Annotated in this window: 14 protein-coding genes; 5 read left to right on the top strand and 9 right to left on the bottom strand. The window is 64.5% G+C overall.

The genetic code is table 11. The annotated features are described in order from the left end of the window. Window positions 1-46 precede the first annotated feature (46 nt). A complete protein-coding gene (locus BB28_RS00840) occupies window positions 47-859 on the top strand; it encodes a hypothetical protein (RefSeq protein WP_046252137.1) in 813 nt (270 codons plus the stop codon). Between the two features lie 220 nt (window positions 860-1,079). Then, a complete protein-coding gene (locus BB28_RS00835) occupies window positions 1,080-2,792 on the top strand; it encodes an N-acetylmuramoyl-L-alanine amidase (RefSeq protein WP_109550436.1) in 1,713 nt (570 codons plus the stop codon). Between the two features lie 22 nt (window positions 2,793-2,814). Here the strand turns inward: BB28_RS00835 and BB28_RS00830 are convergent, their stop codons facing one another. The 5 genes from BB28_RS00830 to mgtE are packed head-to-tail and all read right to left on the bottom strand — an operon-like array spanning window position 2,815 to window position 7,450. Further along, a complete protein-coding gene (locus BB28_RS00830) occupies window positions 2,815-3,633 on the bottom strand; it encodes a Cof-type HAD-IIB family hydrolase (protein ID WP_046252135.1) in 819 nt (272 codons plus the stop codon). Continuing rightward, entirely contained in the window at window positions 3,630-4,394 is a 765-nt protein-coding gene (locus tag BB28_RS00825; RefSeq protein WP_046252134.1) for a lysophospholipid acyltransferase family protein, read from the bottom strand. Before BB28_RS00825 ends, BB28_RS00830 begins: the two co-directional genes overlap by 4 nt. Beyond that, window positions 4,395-5,192 (bottom strand): lysophospholipid acyltransferase family protein, encoded by a 798-nt coding sequence (locus BB28_RS00820; RefSeq protein ID WP_030096121.1) that lies wholly within the window; start codon window positions 5,190-5,192, stop codon window positions 4,395-4,397. 48 nt (window positions 5,193-5,240) lie between these two features. Beyond that, on the bottom strand, window positions 5,241-6,014 hold the full coding sequence (locus BB28_RS00815) for an SDR family NAD(P)-dependent oxidoreductase (RefSeq protein WP_046255425.1): 774 nt from the start codon (window positions 6,012-6,014) through the stop codon (window positions 5,241-5,243). 47 nt (window positions 6,015-6,061) lie between these two features. After that, a complete protein-coding gene (mgtE, locus tag BB28_RS00810; RefSeq protein WP_225421970.1) occupies window positions 6,062-7,450 on the bottom strand; it encodes a magnesium transporter in 1,389 nt (462 codons plus the stop codon). 260 nt (window positions 7,451-7,710) lie between these two features. Between mgtE and BB28_RS00805 the strand changes: the two genes are divergently transcribed. Beyond that, on the top strand, window positions 7,711-8,274 hold the full coding sequence (locus BB28_RS00805; RefSeq protein ID WP_046252132.1) for a CHAP domain-containing protein: 564 nt from the start codon (window positions 7,711-7,713) through the stop codon (window positions 8,272-8,274). Here BB28_RS00805 and BB28_RS00800 read toward each other — a convergent pair whose 3' ends face one another. From BB28_RS00800 to BB28_RS00790, 3 genes are read right to left on the bottom strand one after another with little or no spacing between them, the layout of a single operon-like run. Further along, a complete protein-coding gene (locus tag BB28_RS00800) occupies window positions 8,275-9,168 on the bottom strand; it encodes a LysR family transcriptional regulator (RefSeq protein ID WP_046252131.1) in 894 nt (297 codons plus the stop codon). It abuts the gene before it with no gap. Between the two features lie 12 nt (window positions 9,169-9,180). After that, window positions 9,181-9,594, bottom strand: coding sequence for a tautomerase family protein (locus BB28_RS00795; RefSeq protein WP_046252130.1), 414 nt, complete (start codon window positions 9,592-9,594; stop codon window positions 9,181-9,183). Then, the gene (locus BB28_RS00790; RefSeq protein ID WP_046252129.1) at window positions 9,585-10,565 is read right to left on the bottom strand and encodes an NAD(P)H-dependent flavin oxidoreductase; all 981 of its coding nucleotides are present in this window, start codon (window positions 10,563-10,565) and stop codon (window positions 9,585-9,587) included. The genes BB28_RS00795 and BB28_RS00790 overlap by 10 nt, the downstream gene beginning before the upstream one ends. A 130-nt stretch (window positions 10,566-10,695) precedes the next feature. On the opposite strand from BB28_RS00790, the gene BB28_RS00785 reads away from it, so the two are divergent. Together BB28_RS00785 and BB28_RS00780 are read left to right on the top strand one after the other, a co-directional pair. Further along, complete coding sequence (locus BB28_RS00785) at window positions 10,696-11,409, top strand: AAA family ATPase (RefSeq protein WP_046252128.1); 714 nt, start codon at window positions 10,696-10,698, stop codon at window positions 11,407-11,409. A 138-nt stretch (window positions 11,410-11,547) separates the two neighbouring features. After that, the gene (locus BB28_RS00780) at window positions 11,548-12,882 is read left to right on the top strand and encodes an FAD-dependent oxidoreductase (RefSeq protein ID WP_046252127.1); all 1,335 of its coding nucleotides are present in this window, start codon (window positions 11,548-11,550) and stop codon (window positions 12,880-12,882) included. Here BB28_RS00780 and BB28_RS00775 read toward each other — a convergent pair. Beyond that, window positions 12,879-13,310 carry a MarR family winged helix-turn-helix transcriptional regulator gene (locus BB28_RS00775; RefSeq protein WP_046252126.1) on the bottom strand — a complete coding sequence of 144 codons (432 nt, stop codon included), beginning with the start codon at window positions 13,308-13,310 and terminating at the stop codon, window positions 12,879-12,881. The genes BB28_RS00780 and BB28_RS00775 overlap by 4 nt on opposite strands. Between the last annotated feature and the right edge of the window lie 115 nt (window positions 13,311-13,425).

Genomic DNA, 13,425 nt, shown 5'->3' with positions numbered 1-13,425 from the left:
ACCGCAGAACACCATAAGTGATCGACCCGATATTGAGGAGACTTCCGTGCCTAATCGTCGCCGCCGCCGGCTTTCGACAGCCTTGAGCTCGGTCGCCGCGCTGGCCGTCGCAAGTCCGTTTGCCATTGCCCTCGCGACCAACATGACCCAGGCCGCCGCGCCCGCACCCTCACAGCAGGAATTCGTGCAGGCCGCGATCGTGTCCGACCTCCCCGGTGAGGTCATGGGCGCTGTTCAACAGATGACGTCCCAGTTCGGCGTGCAGATCCCCGGGCTGTCCGGTCTCAACATCCCCGGCCTGGGTGGCGGAGGGCTCGGCAGCCTTGGCGGCGCCAACCCCGCGCTGACCTCGCCCGGTGGGCTCACCACTCCGGGCGGGCTCACCAGCCCGTCGTCGTCGCTGACCAACCCGGCACTGACCAACCCCGGTCTCACCAGCCCGGGCGCTACCACCACCCCGAGTCTCACCGACCCGGCACTGACTAACCCCGGACTGACCAACCCGGCAGCTCCGGCCAGCACCCCGAGTCTCACCGGCACCGGCCCGACGGGCGTGAACCCGGCGCTCACCGATCCGGCCGCATCGACCGCGGGCCTGACCTCCCCCGGCGCTGAGGTCCCGATCACGCCGAACCCGGCCCTGGGCACCGGCCTGACCAACCCGGCGCTTGCCGATCCCTCGCTGGCAGGCCTCGGCACCCCCAGCGCGCTCGGGGGCGGCAGCGGACTCGGCGGCGGCAGCAGCCTGATCAGCGACGCGATGGGCGCCGTGAACCAGCTGGGCATCACCCAGGCGGTTGACCTCATTAAGGGTGCCATCCCGGCAGCCGCCTCCGCGGCGGCTCCGCCGGCCGGATAGGTCACACACAAACTAGGTAGCGAAACGGCACCGCAGGGCACAGAGGCTCTGCGGTGTCGTTGCGTCTGGCCAACCGGCTAAATATCAAGATCGACATTCGGCGCGTGTCGAATCACTAGTCACATTTGTCCCATACGTAACATCCCTGGTGGTCGTGTCGCTCCATGCGGCACGTCCGGTGTGATCCAGGAGAGACGACGTGCCAGTACGAGTCAGCAAGATGCCCATGCGACGGCAGCTTGCGCTGGCTCTTGCCGCGACCGCGACGGTAATGACCGTCAGCGTGGTCGATCACCTCAAAACCGAGCAGGCCGAAGAGACCGCCATCACCTCGCAGTCGCTGCAGAATTCGGCGACTCACGAGGTCCTGACCGCGGAGGTCGGGTTACCCGGTCTGAACACACCGGCCACCGTGCACGACATCCAGCAGACCGAATCCTTCAGCCTTGTCGCCGTCCGCGGCGAGGACCTGGCCTCCGTCAACGTTTCCGTGCGGGCGCAGCAGACCGATGGCGGTTGGGGGCAGTGGTACGAGCTCCACCCCGTCGAGTCCGGCGACCCCGTGGCCCAGGACAAGGCAATCCCCGCGGCGACAGAGCCGGTATTCGTCGGCTCGACCCATTCCGCCCAGATCGCCGTGCAACCCCGATACGGCGCGAACGTGAAGGCGCCGAAGACCGGCGGCGGCGACCCCGGCCTGGGGTACCGGCCGGCGAGCATCGAGCAGCCGTTGACCACCGGACTCGACGCCATCTTGATCAGCCCCAAGCTGGCACCACCCGATGGCGCGCGGTTCGAAGAGCGCTGGTCGGCGCCGATAGCGCTGCCCCAGGCGGGCCCGCGCATCATCACCCGTGCCCAATGGGGAGCCAATGAGTCGGACCGGTGCCCACCGGTTTACAACAGGGACGTGCGTGCGGGAGTGGTCCACCACACCGCCGGAAGCAACAACTACTCGCCCTACGACTCCGCCGCCATCATCCGGGCGATCTACGCGTATCACACCAAAACCCTCAAATGGTGCGACATCGCCTACAACGTGCTGGTGGATAAGTACGGACAGATCTTCGAGGGCCGTTTCGGCGGCATCACCAATAACGTGCAGGGCGCACACACCGGCGGATTCAACGAGCACAGCTGGGGGCTGGCACTGATCGGCGACTTCACTCGCGAAGAGCCCTCTCCCGCAATGCTGCAATCCGCCGGCCGCATGCTGGGCTGGCGTCTGCGGCTCGCCGGAGTGGATCCGCGCGGCCAGGTGGACCTGGCATCCGAGGGCGGACCCTTCACCACCGTGCCCGGAGGAAAAGTCGTCACGCTGCCAACGATTTTCACGCACCGCGACGTCGGTAACACCGAATGCCCGGGCGAGGCCGCGTACCGCTTGATACCCCGCCTGCGCGATATCGCCGCAGGAGCCGCCAACGGCGAGCCACCTGATCTCGTCGATGCGATGCGTGGGGGCGCCATCTATGACACCTGGATGCGGTTGGGCAGCACCGACAGTTCCCTTGGTGCGCCCACTTCCACTGAGCAGCAGGCCGCCGGTGATGCCCGCTTCGCGACCTTCCGCAATGGCGCTATGTACTTCTCTCCCGGCACCGGCACTCATCCCGTTGTCGGGGCGATCTACCACGCCTGGGCCGAAACAGATTTCGAGCGCGGGTCGCTGGGGCTCCCGGTGACCGACGAAGTGGGCGAACCGAACATCATCGTGCAGAACTTCCAGAACGGCTCCCTGATCTACGACCGGGCCAGTGGCCGGGTGTCAAGCGTGATCAACGGAGAGACCCGCGAGATCCTCGGCGTGGCACCGGTGGCACAAAGCGCACTGGCCGAACAGTTCTCAGCACCTGCCGCACCGGCGGCACCGCCACCGCCCGCACCGGCTCCCCCGCCGCCCCCGGTAGAGCAGTTCGTGCCCGCCGCCTAGCGTCGGATGCACCTAAAAGAACTCAGCCCCACCAGCGTTCGAGAACCTTGGCCACACCGTCGTCGTCGTTGGTAGCAGTGATCTCATCGGCGGCGGCCCGCGCATCCGGATGCGCGTTACCCATCGCCACCCCGTGCCCGGCCCAGCGCAACATGGCTACGTCATTGGGCATATCGCCAAAGGCGATCACCGATTCCGGCTGTACCCCAACCTGATCTGCCACCACAGCGATTCCGCTGGCCTTGCTGATCCCGGTGGGCATCACCTCGATGAGCCCGTTGTCTGTGGAATAGGTGATGGCTGCACCCGCCTCGGTCACCAGGGGTGCGAGGACCTCGGCCATGTCTGCGCTACGGGCTCCGGCCTTGCGCACCAACAGCTTCACCGCGGGAAAGCTCAGCAGGTCGTCCAGCGATACCTCGGTATTATCGGGATTCAGCCAGGCATGCTCGTATCCGGGCGAGCTGACGAACTGCGGTGTCGCGGCGTCGTGTGCGCTACGGCCGACCCTCTCCACCGCCAGGCCCACTCCGGGAATGGCCGCTTGGGCAACCTCGGCCAGCACGGCGAGCTCCGTCGGACCGAGCGTTGCCGCCGAGAGAATCCGGTCACTGCCCGCGTCGTACAGAACGGAGCCGTTGGCGCACACCGAAATCGGCGCGAAGCCGAGGGCGTCGACGATGGGCGTGATCCAACGGGGCGGCCGGCCGGTAGCCAGGACGAATGTGCTGCCCGATTCGACCGCGGCGGTGATGACCGCCCGGGTACGCGGCGACAGCAGCTCGTCGGAATCGATCAGCGTCCCGTCCACGTCGGACGCGATGAGGGTGGGAGGAGTCACGTGCGGTTCGGGCCTGTCTTCTTCTGGGCCCGCTTACGGGCGCGTTCTGCCAATTCCGCCGCATCGAGCGCGGCGGCTTCCTCCAGTGTGGGGGCGCTACCGCCCAGGCGTCTGGGCAGCCAGTACGCGCCGGGCTCTTCCGGGTAGTCCTGCTGCGCCTGGGTCAGCAGCTGCTCCATGGCGTCGTGCAGCTGGGCGGTCGTGTGCTCGAAATCCGAGGATGCGTCCAGCGACGGACCGACCGCGACATTGACGGGGATCTTGCTGTGGCCCAAGTTTTTTGGATGGTCCTTGGTCCAGATGCGTTGAGCTCCCCAGACGATGAGTGGAACGATCGGCACACCGGCCTCATGCGCCATTCGGGCGGCTCCGCTCTTGAACTCCTTGAGCTCGAAGCTGCGGCTGATGGTGGCCTCCGGATACACCCCGACGATCTCGCCGCTGCGCAAGCTGTCCACCGCCGCTTCGTAGGCCCCGTGGCCCGCGCTGCGGTCGACGGGAATCGCCTTGGCATGTTTGATCAGGAAGTTCATGATGGGCACCTCCTGCATCTCTGCCTTGAGCATGAACCGCAGCCGCCGTCCGGCGCGGACCGTCGCCAATCCGGCGGGAAGGAAGTCAACGTAACTGGTGTGGTTGATCGCGATCACCGCACCTCCGCCGGACGGAACCTGCTCCAGACCTCGATATCCGATCGTGGTCCCCGTGAGGAGGACCGCCGTATTGGCCGTGATTTCGAGGAGTCGGTAGACCGGTTCCATCTAGCCGTCTTTCTGTGCCCCATCCTGCTGGGCCTGCTTTTCTGCCTCGCGGGCCGCCCGCTGTGCCTTGCGCTCGGCAGCGTCCTGGGCGTCCCACTGCGCGGCCTCGGCCAGCGTCGGCGCGGATCCGCCCAGCCGATGCGGCACCCAGTACTCGCCAGCGGGATGCTGGCCGTAATCGTCCTGCACCTCCAGCAGCAGATGCTGCATGCGTGCGTGCAGCAGCGCGGTGAGCTCCGCAACCGGCAACGTCGGCGGGATCGGTGCGCCCACCGCAATCGAGATCGGCGTATTGGTGCGACCGAGATTCTTGGGATGTCCCTTGGTCCAGATGCGCTGTGCGCCCCAGATGACGTGCGGAACGATCGGCACGCCGGCCTCGATGGCCATGCGTGCCGCTCCCGATTTGAATTCCTTGATCTCGAAGCTGCGGCTGATGGTGGCCTCCGGATAGACCCCGACCAGCTCACCTGCCTTGAGCTTGTCGACCGCTTCGGCATAGGACGCGGCGCCGTCTACGCGATCAACGGAGATATGTCGACAGCCCCGCATGATGGGGCCGGTGATCTTGTTGTCGAAGGTTTCTTTCTTGGCCATGAAGCGCACCTTGCGTCCCTTTTTCTGAAGGAACGCCGGTAGCCCGGCGAAGGTGAAATCCATGTACCCGGTGTGGTTGATCGCCACCACCGCCCCGCCTTCGGTCGGCAGGTTCTCGACACCCGTAACGGTGAATTTCAGGCCTTGAACGGCCCAGACGGTGCGGGCAAGCCCGATCACCGTTCCATAGACAGGCTCCACGTGACGAGCCTAGCGCTGGCAGCCCGCTCAGTGCACTCGGATACCCGCCTAACGCTGAACCCCGCCACCGCCGTCAGCCACGATCACCTGGCCCGTGATGAACGAACCCGCGTCCGACAGCAGCAACAGCGCCGGGCCGATCATCTCGTCGGTGTGGGCCACACGGCCCATGAAGGATTGCGCGGCCATCGCGTCGATGACCTCCTGGGGATTCTGCTGCAGCATGTAGGTGTCGACCGTGCCGGGAGCCAGCGCGTTCACCCGAATACCGCGGCCGGTGTATTCGGCGGCCATCGACCGGGTGAAGGACATGAGAGTGGCCTTCATCGCCGCGTACATCGACAGCATCGGCACGTACTGGAACGCCGCCACCGATACCACGTTGAGCACCGACGCATGCTCGCTGGCGGTCAGATGCGGCAACGCTGCCTGCACCAGAAACACCGGACCGCGCACATTGACGTCGAAGGACTTACCCAGCGCCTCCGGTGTATAGCTGCCCATGGGCTGCGCGACCGGGTTCGCGGCGGCGTTCACCACGATGTCGACACCGCCATACTCGTCAACCGTGCTCGCGACCAGCCTGTCGATATCGCCCAGGTCGCCCATGTGGGCAGGCACGCCAACTGCGCGATACCCCTTGTCCTGTAGTTCCTTTGCCGCAGCGCTACAGGCGTCGGCCTTCCGGCTGGACACCACGACCGATGCCCCACAGGCGCCGAGAGCCTCGGCGATCGCATACCCGATTCCGCGAGTGCCGCCGGTGACGATGGCGGTACGTCCCGACAAGTCGTAGAGCGCTTGGAAGTCATTGAGGTTCACCTCCGGCACGCTACCGCCGACCGATACCGCGCAGTCTGGAAACCTCCCTACAAGCCGGCCAGCTGCGGAAGCGTCGCGTGGGCGATGAGGAAGTAGATGATCAGGCCGGTCCCGTCAACGAGGGTGGTGATCATCGGGGCAGATACCACCGCGGGATCGACCTTGAGCTTCTGGAGCAGGGGCGGCAGCAGCGATGCCACCAGGGCTGTCCATAAAACGATGGCGAAGAGCGTCAAAGAGACCGTGATAGCGATCTCCTTGCCGACACCGAGTGTCCAGGCCCGCATGATGCCTGCGCCTGCCATCGTCAACGCAACAAGGACACCTGTCGACAATTCGTTGAACAGAACGCGGGGCAAATCGCGTATGTGAAACTGGCCGGTGGCCATGGCGCGTATCAAACTGGTGGTGATCTGCGTTCCGGTGTTTCCGCCGGTACCGATCAGCAGCGGAATGAAAAAGGCCAACGACACCGCCGCCTCGAGCTCGTCCTCGAAAGCCTTGAGCACAGTGCCGGTGTACGCCTCGGCGATGAACAACACCAGAAGCCACACAATGCGTTTGCGCCATAGATGTGCTGGCGAAGCACGCACGTAGGGCACGTCAAGAGGCTCCGAACCACCTTGCCGTTCCGCGTCTTCGGTGGCCTCTTCAATCAGGATGTCGTCGGCAGCCTCGGCGGTCAACACCCCGAGCACCTCGCCCTGATCATCGACGATCGGCAATGCCAACAGGTCGTAATCGATCAGAATTCGGGCAGCGCGCTCAGCGTCGGTAAGCGGACCCACCCGAATCGGGTCCTCACTCATGAACTGTGCGACAGTCTGATTCGGATCGGCCAGGACAAGATCATCGAAGCCGACCGCCGCTAGCAGGTGCCGATCAGGGTCGGTGACATAGATCTGGCCCATACCACCATGAACTTTGCCGCCCGCGCCGCGGCTTTGCGCCCGTACGGATTCTTGGGCGGCGGGCACCTTCAACTCGGGACCGATGGTGAACACATCCGGAATCATGTGAGCCGCTACCGATTCCGGCGGCCACTGCAACACCGCTTCGAGGGCCTCGACGTACTCCGGGCTCAGGGTCTGCAGGAGGGCTTTTCGGCGGACACCCCCCAACTGCCGGACAATGTCGGCAGCCGTGTCGTAGTCGAGGGCCTCAAAGAACCGGCCGCACCGTTCCACACCTGCAGCACGCACAACCTGAGCCGCGGCGTGCGCGTCAAGGGACCCCAGCAGTTCGGGGCCGGACTGTTCATCCAGCAGTGAAACCAGATGCACGATTTGTTCTTTGGACATCTGGGCGATCATGCGGCTGCGCTCGGCAGTACCGGCTAACCGAAGCCATTCCGACACCGCACGCGCGGAATTGAGCGCACTGGCGCGAACCGGCAACACCCCCAACACTCCGAGATCCATATTCGATTTCGACATCACGATCCTCTCTACGCCCACAAGCGCTGCGCACCCTGCCGAGCAGGATGCCGCCGCCCACCACGGATTACCAGGGCCTCGATTAGCCGGGATTCACACCCGGTATGCCCGCACCGTCCAACGAATCCACAATCCAAAGTGGCCCGGGCGCAGACATATTGACACAGAGAACGAGACCTGGCCATCCAACCGATTCTGTGGGGTGAACCCTTGCACCCTAGGCCCATAGCCGTGCGGCAAATTTCCGTAATCTGGATCGCATGCGTCTGACGATCCGCCGCGCGCTGCTCCTGGTAGCCCTGGCCGTAACTCTTGTCGTGGTGGCCGGTGCTGCCCTCGGGTTCTACCGTTCCCGCACCGCAACGCCGTCGTTTCCCGTCGTCGACACCACTGCGCTGTCCCCGGGACGCGCCGCCGTCGTCCAGATCCTCGGGCAGGAATACGCCGAGCAGGCGGGCATGGTGAAGTACTCGGAGGGCAACGACGAGCCCTGGTGCGCCGACTTCACCAGTTGGGTGATGCGCGCGTCAGGCAGGCCGTTCGCCAACCCGAACTCCGGGCATTGGCGCATCCCGGGGGTATTGACGCTGACCGCCTACCTCAAGGAGCAGGGGCGCTACGAGACCCCCGAGTACTCACCGAAGCCTGGCGACATGGTGTTGTACGACGAGCCCAGTCCCAAGGGCCAGCATGTCAACATCGTGCTGATCAATGACAACGGCACCCTGACAACCGTCGGTGGTGGCGAGGGCCGCGGAGTCGGCTTGTCGACCTACCTGGCCGCCGACGATTCGGGTATCACCGGCTACGGACGCTACGAGTAATCACCGGCCGACCGCGCGCAGCACCGCGGGTGAACCGGCACGCTGCAGCTGGCGAAGGAACTGCGACATCGCTGGTGAGACAACCGAGTCCGCTCGCCGGATGAACAGCGTCTCGACTCGCGCCTGCAGTGGCGGGAGCTGATGCACCCGCAGCGCTGCTGCACGCTGCGAGGCCATGACCACTGCGACCGGAAGCAACGTCACACCCATATCGGCCGCGACACATCCGAGAATTCCCTCCAAACTTCCGAATTCAAGAACCTGCGGGTCCGCGTTGCCGTGATCGGCGAAGATCTCCTGCAACCTCTCTCGGTAGGCACACCCGTTGCGGAAGACCAGCATGCGTGCCGGGGAATCGAAGACATCACGGATGTCGCCGTGGTGTTGGGCGGTGACCAGTACCAGCTCTTCCACGAAGGCCGCATTCGCTGTGAGAGCGTCGTGTTCGACAGGTCCGCAGACGAAGCCGCCATCGAGCCGACGATCGTTCACCATGCCGGTCAGCTCGGCGGAGGTGCCTGTGGTGAGTGTGAAATCCACTCGAGGGCAGGCGGCGGCGTATGTGGCCAGGATGTCCGGCAGTCGCAGTCCTGCTGTGGTTTCCATCGCGCCGATGGCCAGTGTTCCGGTGGGTTCGGCCTCGTCGCCAACCACCTGGGTCGCCTCACGCAGCAGCGCCGTAAGCCGCTCGGCGTAGGGCCGAAAAGCCTCCCCTGCGTTGGTCAGAGTCATGCCCCGGGCATGTCGCCGGAACAGCTCGACGCCGAGCTCGTCCTCTAGCGCCCTGATGTGGCTGCTGACGTTGGACTGCACGGTGTGTAGCTGTTTCGAGGCGCGAGAGATGCCACCGGCCTCGGCAACTGCCAGGAAATGCGTGATGTCACTGAGCTCCATGTCAGGAGTCCATCATGCGCTCGCCGCGGCGGGCACAGCCAGCTCACCGGTAACGTACTGCGCGTTACCGAAGCCGAAAGACCAATCTTGCGGCCCATTTTCGCTGATCGCCACGAAAAGATCCGCGCCCGCCACATCGACGGCGGCCAGCCTGTTGGCCAGCTCGGCGAAGATCCGCTGCTTGGTCTCCGCGGTACGGCCGGCCTGGGTGAAGATGTGCACGATCACCACACGGGCCGATCGCGTGAACCCCAGTCCCGCATCCTCTGCGATGATGTCGGCGGCCTCATGCCCCGTGATGATCTGAAATCGGTCTCGTGCAGGGATTTTCAACACTTCGACCAAGGCGTCATGCACGGCGTCGGCGATGGCGCGTTGCTGATCACGTGACCGGTCGGAAGTAACGTCGATACGCACTAGTGGCATGTGCTGACTCCTTGATACGCCGGGTTGATGGCGGCGGCCTGAGCCACCATGGAATGGATGATGTCTGCGGCACTCTCGATATGCCGTATCCGCCCGATGCCCTCGCCAACGACCAGATTGGCAACGCGGTAATCCTCGGCGGCCACCCCGATCTGGTATTCGGACCGAGCCTGCTCGAGATGTTCGGCGAGCTTGTCCTCGTGGCCGTGCCATCTGTCGACAAAGCTGTTGCGCAGCACTCTGCCGCTATAGGTAGACGGCCAGTCTTTGCCGCGCACAATGTCATAGACGTGTTGACGGATGGTGCTGTCGCCGTCGGCCTGGAGTGCGTACTGCTGAGCAACCCGGGAGATCGCCGCTTCCTGTGATGCCCAGAACCGGGTCCCGACCACCACACCGTCCGCACCCAGAGCCAGCGCCGCCGCCAGGGTGCGGCCATCGGTCACTCCGCCCGAAGCCAGCACCAGGACCTGCGGCGCGTTCTTCGCGACAAGGTCCGCGATCTCTGGAACCAACGTGAACGTCGACCGTTGTCCGGCTCCGTGTCCACCCCCTTCTGCGCCCTGCGCGGTGATGACGTCGGCGCCCACCTCGATGGCCCGGGAAGCCTGCTCGACGTTGTGGACCTGGCAGATCAGAGGCACTCCGGCGGCCCGGATACGCGGCGCATAGGGCGCGGGGTCTCCGAAAGACAGAAAGATCGCCGCGGGACTCTGCTCCAGTGCGAAATCAAGGACATGGTCCTTGCCGTTCAGGGTCCAGGTGATGAAGCCGCACCCGACGGCGGAGCTGAGCTGGTCAAACTGCCGGCGAACCCACACCTCGTTCGTGTAACCGCCGCCGAGCAGGCCGAGGCCACCCGCCGCGCTGACGGCACTGGCAAGACGCGCGTCGGCGACATCGTCCATCGGCGCCAGGACCACCGGATGCTCGATACCGAAATGGCGGGTCAGCCGAGTTTTCAATGTCATGCCTCAACCGTAGGTTCGCGAGAAACCGCAGGTCCAACGGTTTCTAACGATAGGAGCGTTCTGTTTTTCAGAACGAAATCCACACTACATACCGCAATGGGAGAAATTACAGACCCGATACCATCAAGACGTGATCCTGCGCCAGATCGCGATCGATCGTGAAAAGCAGCCCGATGCTTGGTATTTGGAGATCCCTGCGATCGCACAGATCGCTCGAGAACCCCTGCGATTGACCACCGGCGTCACCGTCATCGTGGGCGAGAACGGCTCGGGCAAGTCCACGTTCCTGGAAGCGGTGGCTTCCTCGTGGCGTTCGCGGCTGCCCTATGCCGTCAAACACTGGGGCGCACCCGGTGGAACCGAGGACACCGACCTGTACTGGGCCGTCACCTTCGATGCCGAACATCCGCGCCCCGGCGGAGGATGTTTCCTGCGGGCCGAGGCAATGCACCAGCTGTTCACGGCGGTCGACCAGCGCACCCCGGAACAGATCTTCGAGGGCAGACTCAACGAACGCTCGCATGGCGAGTCGTTTCTGGCGTTCCTCGCCGAGCGGGATATGGAGCGCGGACTGTTCATCCTCGACGAACCCGAGGCGGCGCTGTCCTTCACCTCATCCCTGCAACTGATGGCGATGCTGGACGCCGTGGTCGCCGCGGGATCTCAGGTCATCATGGCCACCCACTCCCCCGTACTCGCGGCCTTCCCCGGCGCCACCATCCTGGAATTCGGCGAAGACGGTGTACACCAAAGCGATTGGAACGAACTAGAGATGGTCGGGCACTGGCAGCGCTTCCTCGCCGACCCACGCGCGTATCTACGACACTTGTTCGAGAACGAATGAACCGACAGAACTCCGCTACCGCGCACAAGTAAGGCCGCTCTTAGGGAGTCGCAATCCAATCGAGACACAAGGTCTGGTCCGCCCCGCGTAGATCGCTGAATACTCCACCCGGGGAGGTCGGGGTGGACAGGAGTCTCCATGGAGCGATTGGGTACGCATGCCGTAGTACTTGGTGCGGGCATCGCCGGGCTAGCCGCCGCGCGGGTGGTCTCGGAGTTCTACGACCAGGTGACGGTTGTCGAACGTGATGCGCTGCCACAGGGTCCGCAGCAGCGCCGGGGGGTACCCCAGGCAAGGCATCTGCATGGACTGCTCGTCGGCGGTATGCAGGCGCTGACACAACTCTTTCCGGGACTGGACGAGGAACTGCGCGCTGCCGGTGCTCCCGTCAGTGACGAGGGTGATCTCTCGCTGGTTTCGCTCCGCACACGTGGCCAGGAGATGAGCCGGTCCGGGCGTTTTAGAGATCCGGGCTCACTCAAATTCTGGTTCGCCAGCCGCATCCTTCTGGAATCGACTATCCGTCAAAGGGTTAGCGGCGTCGAGAACGTATCCATCCTGGACGGTCACGACTTCGTGAACCTGATAACCGACACCCCGAGGGCCGTGACGGGGGTCCGGATCGCGGAACGGACCAACGGACTCAAGCGGACTCTGCGAGCCGAGCTGGTAATCGACGCGACGGGGCAAGGCTCACGTCTGCCGCTCCTGCTGGAGAACCTCGGATACGCACAACCTCGGCTCCAGCACACCAAGCGGCCGCTGAGTTACGCGAGCCAATGGTTCCGGCTGGCCCCGGGCTCGGTGACCGAGAAACTCATCATGAGACAGCCTGATCCCGGTGGCCTCAGAGGCGCAGCCATCCAACAGGCCGAGGACGACACATGGGTGTTCTCCGTCCTCAACCTGGCCGACGGCGATACCCCTGCGGACCGCTCCGCCATGCAGGCGTGGGCAGCCGAACTGTTTCCGCCCCGGGTGATACGAGCCCTGCACGAGGCGCAACCACTCACCGACGTCGTAGGGCACCGTCATCCCGGCGGGTACTGGCGCCGATACGACAAGATGCGCCAGTTCCCGACAGGACTCCTGGCCATCGGCGATGCCGTCTGTAGCCTCAACCCGATCTTCGGCCAAGGCATGGCCGTTTCCGCCTGCGAGGCAGTCGCATTGCGCGACTGCCTACGCAGAGGAGATCGCCGTCTTGCGCACCGATACTTCCGACGAACGGCGCAAGTACTTCGGCCCCTATGGGTTTCGTATCTTCAGCTCGACTGGGCGATTTTTGACCGACACGGCTGGCGTGCGGGTCCGCAGCGATTCTGGCGCTGGTGGTTCGACAGGATCTGTTTATCGATGGCCAGGGACGTCACGGTGGCTGAGGCGTTCCTGCGGGTGTCACAACTCATCGATCCACCGTCGCGCACCACATGGCCATCTCTTCGAATTCTGTTCACCGTACCGTCCAACTAGGCGTTGGCCATCCGGCGGATCAGACCCTCCAGGATCGCGGCAGCCTCGGCAAGGGTGCGCTGCTCATCAGGCGGCAAGGTGCTCAACCACGGATCCAGGACACTCTGCCGCTCGGCGCGCATGGCGACCAAGGCATCACGTCCGGCCGCGGTCAGCTTGATCCGCTGTGCCCGCTTGTCCGTGGGGTCGACGCGCCGCTCGACATACCCGACGTCCTGCAACCGCTTCAACTGCACGGTCATCGTCGGCTGGCTGCAGTGGTCGGCCTGCGCCAGATCGGAGATTCGGGCGTCCTCCATCTCTCCGACGAGTGCCAGCAGCCTTGCCTGGCCGGTGGGTACGGGCAACTCTGCCTGGCTGGACACCCAGCGGTTGAGCCGTGCGATCACGGTAAGGACATCGGCGGTGAGGCCATCGGTGGTGGACACCGGGCCAATTTTACGTAGTTTCGCTAATCATCCCGTGGTTCTCTAGAGGCCTTCGGTGCATTTTCGTGCGACTTCTGCACCTTTTTGCGCAGAATATGCAGCTCGATAGGCTGGG

Source organism: Mycobacteroides chelonae CCUG 47445 (assembly GCF_001632805.1).
Lineage (GTDB): Bacteria > Actinomycetota > Actinomycetes > Mycobacteriales > Mycobacteriaceae > Mycobacterium > Mycobacterium chelonae.
Note: the sequence above shows the minus strand (reverse complement) of the source record. Positions and strands in the feature narration are given on the sequence as shown.

Bases quoted from the DNA above. Each gene is read 5' to 3' on its own strand.
- BB28_RS00835 (WP_109550436.1), top strand. From the start codon at position 1,080: ATGCCCATGCGACGGCAGCTTGCGCTGGCTCTTGCCGCGACCGCGACG.
- BB28_RS00790 (WP_046252129.1), bottom strand. From the start codon at position 10,565: ATGACATTGAAAACTCGGCTGACCCGCCATTTCGGTATCGAGCATCCG.
- BB28_RS00795 (WP_046252130.1), bottom strand. From the start codon at position 9,594: ATGCCACTAGTGCGTATCGACGTTACTTCCGACCGGTCACGTGATCAG.
- mgtE (WP_225421970.1), bottom strand. From the start codon at position 7,450: ATGTCGAAATCGAATATGGATCTCGGAGTGTTGGGGGTGTTGCCGGTT.
- BB28_RS00780 (WP_046252127.1), top strand. From the start codon at position 11,548: ATGGAGCGATTGGGTACGCATGCCGTAGTACTTGGTGCGGGCATCGCC.
- BB28_RS00800 (WP_046252131.1), bottom strand. From the start codon at position 9,168: ATGGAGCTCAGTGACATCACGCATTTCCTGGCAGTTGCCGAGGCCGGT.
- BB28_RS00825 (WP_046252134.1), bottom strand. From the start codon at position 4,394: ATGGAACCGGTCTACCGACTCCTCGAAATCACGGCCAATACGGCGGTC.
- BB28_RS00805 (WP_046252132.1), top strand. From the start codon at position 7,711: ATGCGTCTGACGATCCGCCGCGCGCTGCTCCTGGTAGCCCTGGCCGTA.